18 protein-coding genes are annotated in these 16,332 nt (G+C 36.1%); 11 read left to right on the top strand and 7 right to left on the bottom strand.

Going from position 1 to position 16,332, the window contains the following annotated elements:
• The first annotated feature begins 1 nt into the window (after window position 1).
• The 8 genes from IV57_RS08275 (at window position 2) to IV57_RS08240 (ending at window position 5,765) form a co-directional block, all read left to right on the top strand.
• Window positions 2-1,519 carry an AMP-binding protein gene (locus IV57_RS08275; RefSeq protein ID WP_057881053.1) on the top strand — a complete coding sequence of 506 codons (1,518 nt, stop codon included), beginning with the start codon at window positions 2-4 and terminating at the stop codon, window positions 1,517-1,519.
• A complete protein-coding gene (locus IV57_RS08270; RefSeq protein ID WP_057881052.1) occupies window positions 1,516-2,493 on the top strand; it encodes an aliphatic sulfonate ABC transporter substrate-binding protein in 978 nt (325 codons plus the stop codon). Before IV57_RS08275 ends, IV57_RS08270 begins: the two co-directional genes overlap by 4 nt.
• Window positions 2,494-2,575: 82 nt before the next feature.
• On the top strand, window positions 2,576-3,100 hold the full coding sequence (locus IV57_RS08265; protein WP_057881051.1) for a helix-turn-helix domain-containing protein: 525 nt from the start codon (window positions 2,576-2,578) through the stop codon (window positions 3,098-3,100).
• 123 nt (window positions 3,101-3,223) lie between these two features.
• Window positions 3,224-3,898 carry a CPBP family intramembrane glutamic endopeptidase gene (locus tag IV57_RS08260; protein WP_057881050.1) on the top strand — a complete coding sequence of 225 codons (675 nt, stop codon included), beginning with the start codon at window positions 3,224-3,226 and terminating at the stop codon, window positions 3,896-3,898.
• A 108-nt stretch (window positions 3,899-4,006) separates the two neighbouring features.
• The gene (locus IV57_RS08255) at window positions 4,007-4,525 is read left to right on the top strand and encodes a helix-turn-helix domain-containing protein (protein ID WP_057881049.1); all 519 of its coding nucleotides are present in this window, start codon (window positions 4,007-4,009) and stop codon (window positions 4,523-4,525) included.
• A gap of 128 nt (window positions 4,526-4,653) precedes the next feature.
• On the top strand, window positions 4,654-4,881 hold the full coding sequence (locus IV57_RS08250; protein WP_083488931.1) for a helix-turn-helix transcriptional regulator: 228 nt from the start codon (window positions 4,654-4,656) through the stop codon (window positions 4,879-4,881).
• Complete coding sequence (locus tag IV57_RS08245; protein WP_057881048.1) at window positions 4,874-5,092, top strand: hypothetical protein; 219 nt, start codon at window positions 4,874-4,876, stop codon at window positions 5,090-5,092. The genes IV57_RS08250 and IV57_RS08245 overlap by 8 nt, the downstream gene beginning before the upstream one ends.
• A 127-nt stretch (window positions 5,093-5,219) precedes the next feature.
• Window positions 5,220-5,765, top strand: a complete 546-nt coding sequence (locus IV57_RS08240) for a helix-turn-helix domain-containing protein (protein WP_057881047.1) — start codon at window positions 5,220-5,222, stop codon at window positions 5,763-5,765.
• Window positions 5,766-5,810: 45 nt separating this feature from the next.
• On the opposite strand, the gene IV57_RS08235 is transcribed toward IV57_RS08240, so the two are convergent.
• The 7 genes from IV57_RS08235 to IV57_RS08205 all read right to left on the bottom strand — a co-directional run bounded on the left by IV57_RS08235 (window position 5,811) and on the right by IV57_RS08205 (window position 13,099).
• On the bottom strand, window positions 5,811-6,227 hold the full coding sequence (locus IV57_RS08235; protein WP_057881046.1) for a protein-export chaperone SecB: 417 nt from the start codon (window positions 6,225-6,227) through the stop codon (window positions 5,811-5,813).
• 80 nt (window positions 6,228-6,307) lie between these two features.
• The gene (locus tag IV57_RS08230) at window positions 6,308-7,114 is read right to left on the bottom strand and encodes a MerR family transcriptional regulator (RefSeq protein ID WP_057881045.1); all 807 of its coding nucleotides are present in this window, start codon (window positions 7,112-7,114) and stop codon (window positions 6,308-6,310) included.
• A 170-nt stretch (window positions 7,115-7,284) separates the two neighbouring features.
• On the bottom strand, window positions 7,285-8,010 hold the full coding sequence (locus tag IV57_RS08225) for an ABC transporter ATP-binding protein (protein ID WP_057881044.1): 726 nt from the start codon (window positions 8,008-8,010) through the stop codon (window positions 7,285-7,287).
• Window positions 8,010-8,822, bottom strand: a complete 813-nt coding sequence (locus tag IV57_RS08220; protein WP_057881043.1) for an ABC transporter permease subunit — start codon at window positions 8,820-8,822, stop codon at window positions 8,010-8,012. Before IV57_RS08220 ends, IV57_RS08225 begins: the two co-directional genes overlap by 1 nt.
• 3 nt (window positions 8,823-8,825) lie before the next feature.
• On the bottom strand, window positions 8,826-10,331 hold the full coding sequence (locus IV57_RS08215; protein WP_057881042.1) for an AMP-binding protein: 1,506 nt from the start codon (window positions 10,329-10,331) through the stop codon (window positions 8,826-8,828).
• Between the two features lie 693 nt (window positions 10,332-11,024).
• Window positions 11,025-12,410 carry a sensor histidine kinase gene (locus tag IV57_RS08210; RefSeq protein WP_057881041.1) on the bottom strand — a complete coding sequence of 462 codons (1,386 nt, stop codon included), beginning with the start codon at window positions 12,408-12,410 and terminating at the stop codon, window positions 11,025-11,027.
• Window positions 12,407-13,099 (bottom strand): response regulator transcription factor, encoded by a 693-nt coding sequence (locus IV57_RS08205; protein ID WP_057881040.1) that lies wholly within the window; start codon window positions 13,097-13,099, stop codon window positions 12,407-12,409. Before IV57_RS08205 ends, IV57_RS08210 begins: the two co-directional genes overlap by 4 nt.
• 700 nt (window positions 13,100-13,799) lie before the next feature.
• On the opposite strand from IV57_RS08205, the gene IV57_RS08200 reads away from it, so the two are divergent.
• The 3 genes from IV57_RS08200 (at window position 13,800) to IV57_RS08190 (ending at window position 16,307) form a co-directional block, all read left to right on the top strand.
• Window positions 13,800-14,222: a Fur family transcriptional regulator gene (locus IV57_RS08200; RefSeq protein WP_057881039.1), complete on the top strand. Its 423-nt coding sequence runs from the start codon at window positions 13,800-13,802 to the stop codon at window positions 14,220-14,222.
• Window positions 14,223-14,345: 123 nt separating this feature from the next.
• Window positions 14,346-14,885, top strand: a complete 540-nt coding sequence (locus tag IV57_RS08195; protein ID WP_057881038.1) for a PadR family transcriptional regulator — start codon at window positions 14,346-14,348, stop codon at window positions 14,883-14,885.
• A 3-nt stretch (window positions 14,886-14,888) separates the two neighbouring features.
• Window positions 14,889-16,307 carry an MFS transporter gene (locus IV57_RS08190; RefSeq protein WP_057881037.1) on the top strand — a complete coding sequence of 473 codons (1,419 nt, stop codon included), beginning with the start codon at window positions 14,889-14,891 and terminating at the stop codon, window positions 16,305-16,307.
• The last annotated feature ends 25 nt before the right edge of the window (window positions 16,308-16,332 follow it).

Here is a 16,332-nt window from a genome sequence, read left to right as displayed (position 1 = left end):
AATGTCAAAAATAACAAATCAATTAAACAAGCAATTAGTGAATAATATGAGTGAAAATATCATTAAAGATGAAACATTGAATCAATGGTTCAAAGGTTATGAAATAGCCGATGATGTCCGCATGATTCGGGAAGAATTGTTAGACTTGCACGTTGGATTAGGCGATGTGGTGCTGGTTTGTTTACCAAACACAGCTGCTTATCCAGCAATTACGCAGGCAATTTGGGAAGTTGGGGCAGTGATGCACCCAATTGCCGCCACTACTCCAGAAGTGGAATTGCAACAAGAACTATCCGAACATGATTATGTGGCCTCAATTGTTGGTCAAGAATTAGTTGATGCTGTATTAGATGATCAATTAGCTATTGTGACGGCGTTACATTTGCAGACCTACTCGTTATTACATATCATCCGTAATCGTGAACTAATGGGTCATGACGCAGCTGTTCCAATGGAATCTGATTTAGCCTTAATTATGAATACTTCGGGAACAACCGGTAAGCCTAAGCGAGTTGGTCTAACACATGAATTGTTGTTAAATGGCGTTGAACATGATATCGAAAGTCATGGCATGACAGCCTTAGATACGACACTAGTGGTGATGCCAATGTTTCATATCAATGCACAGGCAGTGTCGATTCTTTCAACGAGATTATCTGGTGGCAAAATTGTGATAGCCGATAAATTCAGTGCTTCCAAATTTTGGAACCAAGTTCGTGATAATGAGGTAACTTGGGTCTCAGTGGTACCGACTATCATCAATATCCTTTTGATTAATCAAAGGGCCAATGAAAGTTATGATAATGATATTAAATTGCGTTTTGTCAGATGTTCATCATTTGCTTTACCACTTGATAAACTAAATGCTTTTCAAAATAGATTTCACACGACGATTCTTGAAGGCTATGGTATGACAGAGACCGCTAGTCAATGTACTATCAATCCGTTCGATGCACCAAAGATCGGTTCAGCAGGTAAGGCCTTTAAGACTGATGTCGCAATTATGATCAATAATGAAATTAGCAAAGAAGCCAATCAGATTGGAGAAATTGTTGTTCGCGGCGATCACGTTATTAGTGACTACTTAGATTCACATCCGGATTCATTTCAAGATGGTTGGTTTCTAACCGGTGATTTAGGTTATCTCGATGAGGACGATTATTTATTCGTGGAAGGACGTAAGAAAGATATTATTAATCACGGTGGTGAAAAAATCGCTCCAGTTCAAGTTGAAAATTCACTCAGTCAGTTGAGCTTTGTTAAAGAAGTTTCGGTTATTGGAACACCAGATACACTCTATGGTGAAGCTGTAACAGCAGTGGTTATTAGTCAAGGGTTACAAGATGAAGAGTTGGAACGACAAAAAATTATGGCTCATGCTAGGGAAACTCTAGCCAGTTATGAACAGCCAACCCGGATTTTCTTCGTGGATGACTATCCTCGAAATGCGACTGGTAAAGTAATTCGTTTGAAATTACGTGAACAGGTTATGTCTGCTTTAGTAGGGAGAGCTGGATGAACAAAAAACGAAGAGGTTTTAAGAAGTTATTGATTAGTCTTGTTTTGATCCTTTGGGCTGGAATTGCTATTTACGGATTCAAGCAAACCGATGCTGGTGCCGCTACTTCTGATTTAAAGACGGTTACGATTGGTTATCAAAAAGGTGATCCTTTCGATATTGCCAAAGAACGTGGCGAATTCGTTAAGAAGATGAAGGCTAAAGGGTATAAAATTGTTTGGAAGGAATTCCAGGATGGAAGTTCCTTAATGCAAGCAATGAAATCTGGTAGTATCGACTATGCTAGAACCGGAGATGCGCCACCAGTTTCTGCTTTATCAACTGGGACAAGGCTAACCTATATTGCTGCCAGTTCGTCGAAGGCCAAAGGGTCAGGAATTTTAGTCAAAAAATCTTCAAGTATTTCGTCATTGAAAGACTTGAAGGGTAAAAAAGTTGCCTATACTAAAGGAACTAGTTCCCAATACATGCTGGCTGCCGCTTTGAAAAAGGCCGGTTTAAGTACCAGTGATATTACCTGGGTCAATATGGATCAATCCAGTGCTAGTGTAGCTTTTTCAAAAGGTAAGGTTGATGCTTGGGCTACATGGGATCCGTACACTTCCCAAGCTGAATTAACGCAAAATGCAAAATTATTAACAAATGGTGTTGGCATTACTAATAATCGTGATTACATTTTGTCTATGCAAAGTTATGCCAAGAAAAATACTGAAGTATCGAAGTATTTGGTTAAATATCTGGAAGAAGATATGGAATGGGCCAACAACAACCATAGCGAACTCATAACGATGATGAGTAAGTCATTGAAGGTTTCTAAGTCAGTCGTTAAGAAGATGGTTGAACGGCGAACTTACAGTATCAGTGCGATGAATAGTACTTATGTAAAAGAAGAACAGAAGATTGCTGATTTATTCTATGAAGAGAATTTGATAGAAAATAAAGTTACCGTCAGTGATTCAGGAGAATATAAATGAATAAATTAAATTATAAAAGTCGACCAAATGGTCGACTTTTTTTTGGTATCATGAGGGATAAATAATTTAGGGGAGAATTTTTATGAAGATTGGCAAGCAATTACAAAAACAACGCAAATTAAATCAGATGTCACAAGATGATTTAGCAAAAGAATTAAATATTTCTAGACAGTCAATTTCCAAGTGGGAAAATGGGGCAACTTTGCCTAGTTTTAGTAATGTTGTTGCTATTAGTGAAATTTTTGATATTTCTTTAGATGAATTAATCAAAGGCGATACAGAGTTGATGCAAGACCTGGAGAGTAACAAGTCCAAAATTAGTAAAACCTGGCTCATTATTATTATGGGATTCATTCTCGCAGTAGTCGTTACGGGTGCTTTAAGGTTATTGCATGTTTCAGATGATAATATGGATAACTGGTTTTTTATTCCAGAATTAATAGCCTTTGTGTGGTTAATGTTTAATATCAACTGGAAGAAGATTAATTTGAGCATTAATAGAAAGGTATTAGTTATTGGAATTATCTGGTTAGCCTTATATTTGATACCACGCGTTAACGAGGCCATTGCAGGATTCATTCATGGATTCAGTAGTAGTATCAGATAACGCTAGCAAAACGGTATAAGAAAACATCTTTGATGTTACATATGCTGATGCAACCCTCAGGTTCTTTTGAATAGAGTGGATTTTGGATAAAGTTACTTTATTCTAATAAAGTGGGGTATCGTTATGAAAACAAAGATTTGGGAGTTCAGTAGGAAAGCCATCTGGCTATTTGGAATATTTATTCTATATCAATTGACGCAAGTGCCGTTTATTATTCCAACTTTAAAAAAGATTCATTCCAGTTGGGTTCAGGCTATTCTAATAATAGTAGGTGTTATTTTATCGATACTATTAGTTAGATATATCTGGCGGTCGTTCAACGGTGACTTAAATCCTAAGGTGAATTTTTTACCGAATTGGAACTTGAAACAACGAATTTGGATCTATCTGATTCTTTTGGTTGCGCTATTAGGATTAGGATATTTGGCTGGTGATTTACCAACATCGAGTAATCAAACTGAAATTGAGAAAATGTTTCAAGGAAATCGGTGGGCTATTTTAATTGCGGTTAATTTATGTGGACCCGTGATTGAAGAGTTGATTTTCCGTGGTACTTTGCAAAAGTTATTTTTTAATAAAATGGAAAACCTTTGGCAGATGGGCGCCTACGTGGTTATCTCAACCGGGCTTTTCGTATGGATACATGAACCAGCTATGAATTTACAAATGGTACCATATATTTTAATGGGATTAGTTTTTTCGTTAGCTTATGTATTGTTGGGGAATATTAAATATGATATTTCGCTACACATCATTAACAACATTGTGTCCTCTATTGGAATTATTTTGTCGCTATAACGGAGCTATTCAATGATTAATTTAGTTAATTAAACGATACAATCGTCAGTTTCTGTTCGAGAGAACCTTCTTGGAATAGAATCATAAGTAATCAAGGGGGTATTACAAATGAGCATTGGAGATCAGTTACAAAAGCAACGTAAATTGCATGATATGTCACAGGAAACTTTGGCTAATAAATTAGGGATTTCTCGACAAGCTATATCACGCTGGGAAAATGGGGCTACTTTACCTAGTTTCAGTAATTTGATGGCTATCAGTGATCTATTCAATATCTCACTTGATGAATTGATTCGAGGAGATGAAGCAATGATGAGAAAATTAGATAATGAAAAATATCGGCCACAATACGGTAAATTACAATTGGCTATTCTAGTTAGTATTACTATTGCAGTAGTAGTTTGGAGCATTACTAAGTATTTTAAGGTTTATGACAGTGGTAACTATAAATTATATCGAGATCTGATCCGAGTGACGGCAGTGTTGGGATTAGGTTTTAATCTCAATTGGTCGAGTATATCTAAGGAAATTGAACGTAATATTAATAAAAAGACTATTATCTGGATAGTTATACTTTTAATTATTTGGGCCTTACCCATTGCCAATAATATTTTGACTGATTGGTAATTCTTATAACGACTTCATAACGGTTAAGATAACGAATAATTGGCTTTACATAATAAACGCAACCGCTATTTTCTGGGAAATAAGTGTTTTTCAGCCTAGAATCATAATCAATCAAGGAGGAATTGTAGATGAAAATAGGGGATCAGTTGCAAAAACAACGTAAGCTTCATAAAATGTCACAGGATGAATTAGCTGAGAAGTTACATATCTCAAGACAGTCCATTTCCAAGTGGGAAAACGGAGGCAGTTTACCAAGCTTTAGTAATGTTGTTGCAATTAGTGACCTATTTCATATTTCTCTTGATGATAGTTTCTATGGTTATTTATCTTATTTTGAAGATATTGAATGTGTCTAACTCAGTGATTGATCATTGGGTCGTTTTTATTCAGCTAGTTGCATTGATCAATCTAGCGTTGAATCTTAATTGGAAAGCCTTTGTAAAAAGTTTTAATGAAAGTAGTCGTTTCTGGAGCATTGTTGCAGCAATAGTTATCATGATCCCGATTCTTAATGAACTCGTTAATGGCATTATTGGTGGAATTAAGGGTGCTAATCATATACAGTAAAAAGTAATGATTGAATCAAGCCGACAATTGTCGGCTTTTTTAGTATATTTAGTAAGTGCAACCGCTACGTTCTCGTCAAATTATCGCTATGCGCATAAGATAATAGTTAATCAAGGAGGAGACACTCATGAAAATAGGTGATCAATTACAAAGGCAACGCAAATTGCATCAAATGTCTCAAAATGATTTAGCAGATAAATTGCATCTTTCGCGACAATCGATTTCTAAATGGGAAAATGGAACTACTTTACCTAGTTTTGCGAATGTGATTGCTATTAGTGAATTGCTTGATGTCTCACTTGATGAACTGATTAAAGGGGATGAAGCTCTGATGGATAAATTTAATAATGATGATAAAATTAGGCTTTCAAAAACTGAAACTATTTATGTAGTAGGTTTCATTCTGGTAGTAATTATATTAGGGATTATTTATTCTTTAGGAATTCCGACTAGTTCAGTTGATGATTGGATGTCTAGTTTTAGTTTTGTGTTTTTCATTGGATTTATAAGTAATATAAAATGGAGTATCTTTAATAAAAGCTTGAATAAATGGGCAGTTGTATTTGGGATATTGATGTTAGTAGCAATTATGGTTCCTAGCATTATGCATGAAATTCCTGATTTTTTAAAGGGAATTACCGATGGCATTCGTTCTGGTTATAGCTATAAATAAAAATAGCGATATCAGTAGTTTTTCGACTATTGGTATCGCTATTTATTAATCATTTTCAGAATCTGAGAAGTCGAGTGTTGGCAGGGTCATGGCTGGAAAGCCACTGGAGGCAGTCATCATAGAAATAGTTGGTCTCAAATATGAAGCCAAAATTGAAGCTCCTTCATTTTGAAGAATTTGTAAAGCATCATCATGTGACAATAAATTTGAAATCTGAAATAACGTCATAATACGAGCGGTGATCTTATAAGGTGCATTATCACCGTCATAATTGATGAAGATGGTTAGATAAACAGGGATATCATCTTCAAAATCGATATCCAGCTTATCAGGTATTTCAACTAAGGTACTAATATCGGTATCGTCTTCTGGAGTATCAAAGTCAAAATCATCATTAACTTGAAAGTCGAACTTTAATACAGTGGGATCTTCAAATTGTAAATACTTGTTGGGTGTATTCATAATCCTTCTCCAGTCATTTTTCCCAATCTTAGCATGTTAAGAAAGAAAAAACATTATTCTGAAGGCGCTTGTTGAGATTATTATTGGATTTGAAGCTCTAAACGAATGATTGGGGATCCGGCTTCATTTTTCCCGAGATTGGTCTGCCATAATTCTGAATCAACGCGTAGGTTTTTAGTTTTAATAAACTCTTTGAGGTGATTTAAACCGGTTCGAATATTTTGGCAACTGAGACTATAATTGCTGATAACGTCAACGGCCAAATAATTACCAGCAGGTCGAGTAATAGTTGTAATAGAATTATTATTAACTGGGACAGTGGCTTCTTTGATTAAACTGAAATTAGCATCTTCAAAAGCTTTGAAATCGATTTTGGGTAAGTTAATAATAAAACCGGAGTAATTTCCGTTGGCACCCATAAGACGGTCAAGGTTACTGTAGAATTCCGAAAATGCTTTGGCAATTTGTTGAGTAGAACAGTTTTCAAGGTTGGTAGATTTCCAATAAAATCTTTCCTTATTATTGTGCTCATATGGTTGATAAAGAGCGGCCTCATCAAAGCTATTTTTTAACATAATACGCTGATCGATTGCAGTGTTCACCTTGAGTAAATCACTTATCTGATCATTAACTTGGGATTTTAATTGGAGCAGAAATTCTTCAGAAATTTGGTCCTTGTTAAAAACAATGGTTTTAATTTCATCGATTGATAATCCTAATTTTTTAAGAGTCAAAATTGTATTTAATTCATTAATCTTTTGATAGTCATAAAAACGATAGCCTTCACTGTTGACGAAAGTTGGTTTGAACAAATTATTGTTGTCATAAAGAATCAAAGTTCGACGAGTAGTATGCGCTAGTTGAGCAAATTCACTTATTTTTAACATTAAAATTCCTTTCGATTATTGGCAAGAATATTAGGTCATAGTTTAGCATAGCTTTTTCAATAAATGAGAGATTTCTTATAACTTTCTAATTAAACTATAAATTAGCTAAAACTAATATATTTGTGTATGAATATACTAATAAAGAATCGAATTCCTAGGAATTCGATTCTTTAGGCTGTTCTTTGTTGTGAAGGCTTCTCTTCTAAAATTTCACTAAGGACACGATCAGTGACGATGCCAATTTGACCGGAATTACGATTTTTAGGGCAACTTTCTTCATAAGAATTAGTTGAATCCTTCATAACAATGATTCGATCGGCCATTCGCGCAGCTTCCTCAACATCATGAGTTACGAGAATGGTAGTTAGGTTTTGTTTCTGACAAATATCCATGATTAGATCCTGCATTTTGCGTCTGGTTAAAGCATCTAAAGCTCCTAAAGGTTCATCCAATAAGAGGATTTTAGGATTAGTCATCAAGGCTCTGGCTAAAGCAACACGTTGTTTTTGACCACCTGATAACTGATTGGGGAAGTGATCAGCGTAGGTAGTTAACTCGACTAGTTCAAGTAACTCTTGGGCATGCGCTTTAGTATTTTTATCTTTTGAACCAAAAGATAAATTGTCTAAAACGGACATCCAAGGTAGTAGTCGATCTTCCTGAAACATTACGCGCATCAAAGATTTTGAATCTGTTTCATTGATGGTCACTAATCCACTGGTAGGTTGTTCTAAACCAGCAATCAGGCGAAGTAGGGTACTTTTACCACCACCACTCATACCGACCAAAGCAATAAATTCTCCTTGCTGAATATCGAGTGAAACATCATGCAAGGCAGTCAAGTTATTATAAATTTTATTAACATTTTTAATTGAAATCATTGAATTATTATTCATTAAATATTACTCCTTCCAGTATTTTGCCAATCAAGTAAGAAACTTTCAAAACTTTTGGCAACAAGATCAGAAATTTTACCTAAAATAGCGTAGACAACGATACAGAGAACGACGGTTTCCATATCGACAAAATCTTCGGCGTTGTTAGCCATATAACCGATACCTGAACTAGCGGAAATTGTTTCAGCAACGATTAGAGTAGTCCACATAACACCTAGTGCATAACGGATACCAACTAAAATTTGTGGTAAAGCTGCGGGAAAGATTATTTTGAAAAACATCTGGCCCTTAGATAGTTCATATGATTTTCCCATTTCAATCAAATCAGGATCAACGGAAGAGATTCCGTGGAAGGTGTTGATGTAAACTGGGAACATTGTTCCAATGGCAACTAAAGAAATCTTGGCTGATTCATTGATACCTAACCAAATAATAATTAGCGGAATAAGAGCTAAATGAGGAATATTTCGAAACATTTGAATTGAGGAATCAAATAGCAAACGGAATGTTTTTGACATGCCATTGATAAATCCTAAAATAAAACCAATTCCACCACCAATCAATAAACCGACTGTGGCTCGATAAAGACTGATACTAAGGTTCTTTGGTAGTTCGCCTGATTGCGTTAATTTGATGCCATCTTGTAGGACTGCCATTGGTGAGGGTAAAACAGAACTTGATAACCAACCGAAGGTGCTACTAACTTGCCAAATTAAAATAACGATAATTGGTATCAGAAATGGCAAGATTTTGTCGACCGGTAAATGAAATTGTTTGCGACGAGTGTCACTGATAGTAACAGGCTTTTGCATCGATTAAGCCTCCTTTAGTTGCTGTTGATTCACTTCATGAGCTAGAAGTGTACGTTGAATCTTGCCCGTCGCATTTTTGGGTAACTGCGTACTAAAAATGTATTTTGTAGGGCGTTCAACAGGGAGTAACTGCTCATTTGCTAATTTGTTCAACAGAGCTAGTTGGTGACGATGATCGTGACTAAGTTTCTTGGGAACAATGACGGCGGTGACAGTTTCACCATAGATTAAATCGGGAGTACCAATAACGGCAATTTCACGGATAAACTTCAAATCAATCAAACAATTTTCAACGGCTAAGGGATTAACATTTTCACCACCACGAATGATCATTTCTTTACTACGACCAGTGATGTGAAGATAACCATTATCGTCCAGTGAACCAAGATCACCAGTTAAGAGCCAACCATTATCAAAAGCTTCTGGCTGGGAATCAAGATAATGAGAGATAATATTCTCACCTTGTAAAGCAATTTCACCGGTTTGGCCTATGGCTAATTTATTTTGATTAGAGTCAAGAATTTTTATTTTAATCCCAAAAGATTTCCCAACACTCTTGGAAAGTGGTCGTTCCAAGGGATTTTGGGTGATTTGACCAGCCGCTTCAGTCATACCGTAACTTTCAATTAAGGGAATATCGAAACGTCGGTTAAATTCTTGGTGAATGCTTGGGAGGAGAGGGGCCGAAGCAGTCCGGAGAAACCGAAGATTGTTATTTGCCGGCTGTTCATCACGTTGTAAAAGGATTGATACGATTGCCGGAGTTAATGAAACCCAAGTCACCATCTGACTACTAACTTCTTTCCAGAAAAGATGGGCACTGAATTTTGGTCTAAAAAGCAATTGACCATGAGAGAGACGAGTTGCTAAATTGGAGATGACCAGTGCATTGATATGGAACATTGGCATCAAGATAAATGTACTATCTTGAGCAGTTAATTCTTCACTATCAATTACATTAAATGCACTTTTTAAAAGTTGGTGATGAGTTAAACCAACACGTTTAGGTCGACCGGTTGTCCCAGAAGTATGCATGATCAAAGCCAGTTCATCGTCATTGGGAACCTCAACGGGATGGTGAATGTGTTTATTACGCAGATAAATTTGTACCTCAGGTTCTTGTAAAGTTGATAGACGGGGTTGAATCGTAAAAATTTTATTTAAAACATCAAGGTCTTTAATATTTGAATTTAAAATAATTGCTGAATAGTTGTATTGGGCTTCAAGCTCATTGAGTTGGGTTTCAGTTGTTTCAGGATTAATAGGTTGAACGATAGCACCCACCTCCCATAGACTTTGAATAGCCAGAGAGTAAGTAACGGAATTAGTTAAACCGACAAGGACGATATCATTGTGACCAATACCCTTATTTTGCCAATAGTTTTTCCAAACGTTTTCTTCAAGGTTAAGTTCACTGCCGGTGTACCAGTGCTGATTTTCATCCTGCATTAAAGGACGAGATGCGCCGGCAATTAATTGTTGTTGTAATCTTTCTGTAAGTTCTGACATAAGTTAAGCACCATGTCCTTTCGATTGAATAAACATAGTTTACAAGGATTAATGATGAGTAACTACTTAGGTTTGATAAGGTTTATATAAGAAATTCTTAGAGAGGGCTACGACATGGCGTTCAGCTCCCGAGGATTAACACTACTAGTTCAGTCGATTGCAACGCAATCGGCAGAGCTAGTTGAGTTAACCGGAAGGAGTTGCCATGTCGTAGCCCGTTTAGGCAGCAGTCAGAAAGGAACTAGAGAGAAAACTCCTCATATTTGAATTAAACGCAATCGCGGCAGAGCTAGTTGAGTTAACCGGAGGGAGTTGCCATGTCGTAGCCCGTTTAGGCAGCAGTCAGAAAGGAACTAGAGAGAAAACTCCTCATATTTGAATTAAACGCAATCGCGGCAGAGCTAGTTGAGTTAACCGGAGGGAGTTGCCATGTTGTAGCCCGTTTAGGCAGCAGTCAGAAAGGAACTAGAGAAAAAACTCCTCATATTTGAATTAAACGCAATCGGCAGAGCTAGTTGAGTTAACCGGAAGGAGTTGCCATGTTGTAGTCCGTTTAGGCAGCAGTCAGAAAGGAACGAGAGAGAAAAAGTTTCCGTATTTTGAACTAAAATCAATAAACCAGTTAAGTTAACTAAATTTCATCTTAGTATGAAGATATATCCAACAAAAAAAGACCTCAGTCCCAGAAAAGGACTAAGCTCTCTCAGCAAATGAAATCATAAAAATTGAACCCTTAGGTTTATTATCTAAAACTTCAATTGAACCATTATTGATTTTAACTAATTGTGAAACAATCGATAATCCCAAGCCACTACCTTTTATTTCAGTAGAATGAGAAGTATCGACTCGATAAAAACGTTGAAAGATCAAATCTTTTTGATCATCAGGAATACCTATTCCCAAGTCAGCTATTGATAATTGGACCTTGCCATCAACTCGTTTTAGCTTCAAAGTAATTGGAGTTTTATCAGGAGAATATTTGTTAGCATTATCCAACAAAGCAACAATGATCTGCTTCAAAGTATCGGCGTTGCCATCAATATGTAAATTAGATTCTATTTGTAACTGTAATTCATGGGCGATTGAAGTTTGGTATTGCTGAGCAATTCGTTGAGTTAAATCAGAAATATTTTCATTCTCTAAAACCAATTCAGCTCGGTCAGCCCGTGATAAATGTAAAAGATTTTCAATTAGACTTTGCATTCTCATTGATTCTTCATCAATAAAACCGAGGGATTCAGGAATAACGTCGGGATGTTTGTTGCCATGACGTTTGATTAAGTTGATATTGCCACGAATTGCAGCAATTGGGGTTTTTAATTCATGTGAAGCATTGGAAACAAAATCACGTTCACGTTGAAGCCGTTGATTCTGAGTTTTCAAAAGATCATTGAAGGCATTTCCCAATTCCTTAATTTCTTTAGGACTGTCGGGAACCTTCAAAGTTGGCTGATCAGCTTCAGCATCTTTAATAGTATTTCTGGTTTCATTGACCAGTTCAATTGTGGGAGCACTTAATTTGGTAGCCAATTGCTGTGCCCACCAAGTTCCAAAACCTAATGTCACGAAAGTAATAATACTGATAATTATTAATAGGAGAAACAGACTACTAATTAACCTATTCAAACTGGTCCAAATTTGATAGGTAGTGTCATTATTTTTCCTAGAATAAAAGAGGAATAAACCATATCCGCGAACGTAAACAATATGTTGACCTGGCAAGATACTAATTTTTCGTTGGGTTATAAATTTTTTGGAAGTAGAAGTTGTCATTATTTCTTGTCCAGAACGGCTGGAGGCAGCTGTAATTGAAGATCTTTTAGTTTTGACGCGAATGACAGTATTTTGTTTAGTGTGACGGTTATTTTGACTATTCCAATGAATAAAGCTAGGTATATCATCGATGTTAGCTCGAGATAGACCCATCATTTGACCGTGGGCATCGTGAACAGTTTGGACATATTGCTGTACGCCGACGACAACTAAGGTCAAGGCACTAATCGATAGGGTGATAATGATAACTAATTTGCGGATAGCATTGTTGATCAGTTCTTGATAAGAGGGAGATTGCTTAGTCATTCGGTAACGTCCTCAAGTGAGTAACCCACGCCACGAATAGTCTGAATCAAAGGCTTATTTTTTTTACCATCAACTTTGTTCCGCAAGTAACCAACATAAACATCGACTACATTTTGTTGCCCTAGAAAATCTTCACCCCAGACATTATCAAGCAATTCATCACGTGTAAAAACTTTGCCAATATGTTGTAAGAAAAATAATAGTAAATCGTATTCACGCCGAGTCAATTGAACATTTTCAGTATTACGAACTACTTGGTGTGATTTGGTATTCAAGGTTAAATCAGCAATTTGGTAAGTTTGTTCGGGTTCGGTCATATGTTCAACTCGGCGTTGAATGACACGGATTCGAGCCAACAATTCCTCGATTTCGAAAGGCTTAGTTATGTAATCATCGGCACCATTATCCAAACCAGCAACTTTATCACCGATATAATCGCGTGCAGTCATGACGATGACAGGCACCTGATCATGCTTTCGAATACGGCGTAAAACCTCCATACCATCTAATTTGGGTAACATCCAATCCAAGAGAATTAATAATAATTCATTTTGATGTTGCTCATATAACTCCAATGCTTCAGCACCATCATTGGCAATGATGACATCAAAGTCCTCAAATTGGAGCTCCTTTCCAACATAACTAGATAGGCTTTTTTCATCTTCGACAATTAAAATTGTATTTTTCATTAACAAATCTCCCAACCGACATTTTCTATTATTATAGTAGCAAATTAATCTTAACTCTAACTAAAATAGCTTTTACTTATGATTGGTTAGAACGTAAGTCTTATTATACTGCCGTCTTCCACAAAAATTGAAATTTGGCTGGAACGTAGTGGGCCGATTTGGAGCCTTTTGTTCCAAAAGTCTTCAAACTCGACCTTGTTCTAAGTGGGTTCCCCACTAAGAACAATTTCACTACTGAGCCAATTTCAATTTTTGTTCCAGACTAGATCATTTTAATGGATGTTTGCTTATTCAAATCTATATCAACAGGAATCCATATTTTCTAACATTTTCCATCGTTTGATATGGACTCTTTGTGTAAAATAAATCATTCAATAACAATTTATTTTTAATCAACAAAATAATCAAAATATTATTTAGTCTGCAGTAAAAATTGGAATAGGCTCAGCCGGGAGATTCTTCTTGATTGGCGTACTTTGCCAATTTAGAAGAAGGCTCGATTTGAAGACAACTCCGAACTTGAGTTGACTCCAAACGATGCCCCCAGCGTTCCAGCCTATTCCAATTTTTGCGGAAGACGGGAAACTTAGTATACCTATGTTCTAACCAATCATGAGTAAGAACATCTTAAAACAGTTTAATTAGTAATAATTACTAATTATGGTACACTACTGAATGATTAGTTGAAAAGGTGTGACATATGGAAAAAGCAATTGAAATTCTCAAAAAGAATAATTATAAAGTAACCAAACAAAGAACTGACTTAATTGATTACCTTAGCAAGTTTACCGTTCAATATGTAGCGATTAATGACATCGTTAATTACATGCGTTCACTCTATCCGGGAATGAGCAATAATACGATTTATCGGAATTTAAAGGAGTTTTCCGATATTGGTTTGGTTGAATATCAAGAAAAGAATAAAACTCTAGTTAAATATCAATGTGATTTTGATCATCGTCATCATCATCACTTTGTTTGCAAAAATTGTGGCAAAGTTACTGAATTAAAGGCTTGTCCGATTGAATTTTTTACTGATCAATTACCAGGCTATACTGTTGAAGGACATGCCATCGAAGTTTATGGTTTGTGTGCCGATTGTACTAAGAAATTAAAAGCTTAAGCATAGAAATACCCTCATTTTCTGTAAGTGAGGGTATTTTTTTGCATACTTTCTGTAAAATCGGCTTGTTATATATATCGAAACGATATATACTAAATATTCATGAAAGCAAGGTGATTAAAGGTGTATGACTTATTTATTCTGGGACAATTGATGGACCATTCCATGACGGGATATGCATTGCGTAAGGCTTTTAGTAGTGTTGTTGGCAATGAAATGACCATCAGTTTTGGATCTTTATATCCGCTACTTGATAAATTAGCTAAGTCAGGTGAAATAACTTTAACGTTTGAGGAAACGGATAACAAACGTCCGCAAAAGGTAGCTACGATTACAAAAATCGGGCAAGATAGGTTTATGGAATTGGCGTTAGAAGAAGTGCCGGTGAATAAGCAGACTCAGTTAACTTTTCAAATGAAACTTAATTTTTTACATCTTTTGAACCAAACGCAGCAAGTGAAAGTTTTAAAAGATTTTCAGGCGTCAACGTTGGACCATTTGAAGAAGTTGGAAGAATTACGATTATTTCTAAAGAATAATCACCATATGATTCAAGCCGATATTGATGACGCTTTATTATTAAAAGAATTACAAATTGCACGAACGAAAACTCAATATGATTGGGTGACCGCACTGCTCAAACGAGTAATTAAAGGGGATTAAATTATGGATAGTTTTGCCAATGATCCAAAGATTCAAAAGAACCGCTGGCTGATTTTGGTCGCAGTTTGTTTATTTATTTTTATGTCAACGTTAGACGGAAGCATCGTCAATATTGCTTTACCAGTGATGAGTAAAGCCATGTCCATTCCGATGAACCAAGCTGAATGGGTCGTTTCAATTTATTTGATTGTCATTTGTGCTTTATTGCTATTATTTGGAAAACTCGGGGATGCTTTTGGTAAGATTCGTATTTTTAAATTAGGTTCAATTTTATTTACGATTGGATCGTTACTTTGCGGATTTAATTCTGGATTAGTATTTTTACTAATCGCCCGTGCCATTCAAGCTGTTGGTGCAGCTATGACTATGAGTACGAGTAATGGAATTATTACCGAAGTTTTCCCATTTAGTGAACGTGGTCGTGCTTTGGGTATGATCGGCTCATTTGTAGCCTTGGGAAGTATTGCTGGACCTGGTGTTGGTGGATTGATTTTAGCCCACTTTAACTGGGGATATATTTTCTTGATCAATGTCCCAATTGGAATTGCTGCCATTCTTATAGGAATGAAAATTCTTCCTAAAGATATTACGATTACTAAGCAAAAAATTGACAGCTTTGGTGCAACTTTATTCGCTATTGTGATGGTTACTTTGTTTGCAGGTATTTTCTTAGGACAAGAAATTGGTTTTAATAAACCGGTTATTCTGCTATTGTTCGCCGTAGCGTTGATTGATTTTATTGCCTTTATCTATATTGAATTGCATATTGATAAACCAATCTTGGATTTGAAAATTTTCAAAAATGCTAATTTTTCATTGAGTATTCTCTGTGCTTTCTTAATCTTTGTAGCTAACTTTTTCTTTAATGTAATTTCACCATTTTATTTGGAAAATGCAAGAGGTTTAGCAGCTAACTATGCAGGTTATGCCTTGATGACTTTCCCAATTGTTCAGGTAGTTGTGGCTCCAATTTCTGGTGCTATTTCTGATAAAATTGGACCTGAATTATTAACCTTTGTTGGTTTGATTCTGATCTCAATCAGTCAAGTTGGTTATATGTTTATGGGCTTGGCTACACCACTATGGATCTTCATGTTATTCGTTGGATTAGTTGGATTTGGTAATGGTGTTTTCCAGGCCCCTAATAATACGATTGTTATGAATTCGGTTGAAGTGAAAGATTTAGGAGTTGCTGGAGGTGTTAATGCCTTGGCTCGTGAGTTGGGTATGATCATTGGTATTTCATTGGCTACGACTGTTTTGTTCTCAGCTATGAGTCAGACTGCCGGTCATCGAATTACTTCATACGTACCAGCACATCCAGAGTATTTCATCTCCGGAATGCACGTTGCCTTTATGGTTTCGTTGGCGGTTTGTTTGATTGCTACCGTTATTACTGGAGTTAGATTATTGAGAAAATAAAAGAGGCTGTGACATAAGTCTCTAA

It is taken from the genome of Companilactobacillus kimchiensis, from assembly GCF_001438805.1.
In the GTDB taxonomy this organism is placed as follows: domain Bacteria; phylum Bacillota; class Bacilli; order Lactobacillales; family Lactobacillaceae; genus Companilactobacillus; species Companilactobacillus kimchiensis.
Note: the sequence above shows the minus strand (reverse complement) of the source record. Positions and strands in the feature narration are given on the sequence as shown.

What these genes read in the sequence shown, in the direction of transcription:
- IV57_RS08275 (WP_057881053.1), top strand. Translation starts at nt 2, where the DNA reads ATGTCAAAAATAACAAATCAATTAAACAAGCAATTAGTGAATAATATG.
- IV57_RS08270 (WP_057881052.1), top strand. Translation starts at nt 1,516, where the DNA reads ATGAACAAAAAACGAAGAGGTTTTAAGAAGTTATTGATTAGTCTTGTT.
- IV57_RS08265 (WP_057881051.1), top strand. Translation starts at nt 2,576, where the DNA reads ATGAAGATTGGCAAGCAATTACAAAAACAACGCAAATTAAATCAGATG.
- IV57_RS08260 (WP_057881050.1), top strand. Translation starts at nt 3,224, where the DNA reads ATGAAAACAAAGATTTGGGAGTTCAGTAGGAAAGCCATCTGGCTATTT.
- IV57_RS08255 (WP_057881049.1), top strand. Translation starts at nt 4,007, where the DNA reads ATGAGCATTGGAGATCAGTTACAAAAGCAACGTAAATTGCATGATATG.
- IV57_RS08250 (WP_083488931.1), top strand. Translation starts at nt 4,654, where the DNA reads ATGAAAATAGGGGATCAGTTGCAAAAACAACGTAAGCTTCATAAAATG.
- IV57_RS08240 (WP_057881047.1), top strand. Translation starts at nt 5,220, where the DNA reads ATGAAAATAGGTGATCAATTACAAAGGCAACGCAAATTGCATCAAATG.
- IV57_RS08235 (WP_057881046.1), bottom strand. Translation starts at nt 6,227, where the DNA reads ATGAATACACCCAACAAGTATTTACAATTTGAAGATCCCACTGTATTA.
- IV57_RS08230 (WP_057881045.1), bottom strand. Translation starts at nt 7,114, where the DNA reads ATGTTAAAAATAAGTGAATTTGCTCAACTAGCGCATACTACTCGTCGA.
- IV57_RS08225 (WP_057881044.1), bottom strand. Translation starts at nt 8,010, where the DNA reads ATGAATAATAATTCAATGATTTCAATTAAAAATGTTAATAAAATTTAT.
- IV57_RS08220 (WP_057881043.1), bottom strand. Translation starts at nt 8,822, where the DNA reads ATGCAAAAGCCTGTTACTATCAGTGACACTCGTCGCAAACAATTTCAT.
- IV57_RS08215 (WP_057881042.1), bottom strand. Translation starts at nt 10,331, where the DNA reads ATGTCAGAACTTACAGAAAGATTACAACAACAATTAATTGCCGGCGCA.
- IV57_RS08210 (WP_057881041.1), bottom strand. Translation starts at nt 12,410, where the DNA reads ATGACTAAGCAATCTCCCTCTTATCAAGAACTGATCAACAATGCTATC.
- IV57_RS08205 (WP_057881040.1), bottom strand. Translation starts at nt 13,099, where the DNA reads ATGAAAAATACAATTTTAATTGTCGAAGATGAAAAAAGCCTATCTAGT.
- IV57_RS08200 (WP_057881039.1), top strand. Translation starts at nt 13,800, where the DNA reads ATGGAAAAAGCAATTGAAATTCTCAAAAAGAATAATTATAAAGTAACC.
- IV57_RS08190 (WP_057881037.1), top strand. Translation starts at nt 14,889, where the DNA reads ATGGATAGTTTTGCCAATGATCCAAAGATTCAAAAGAACCGCTGGCTG.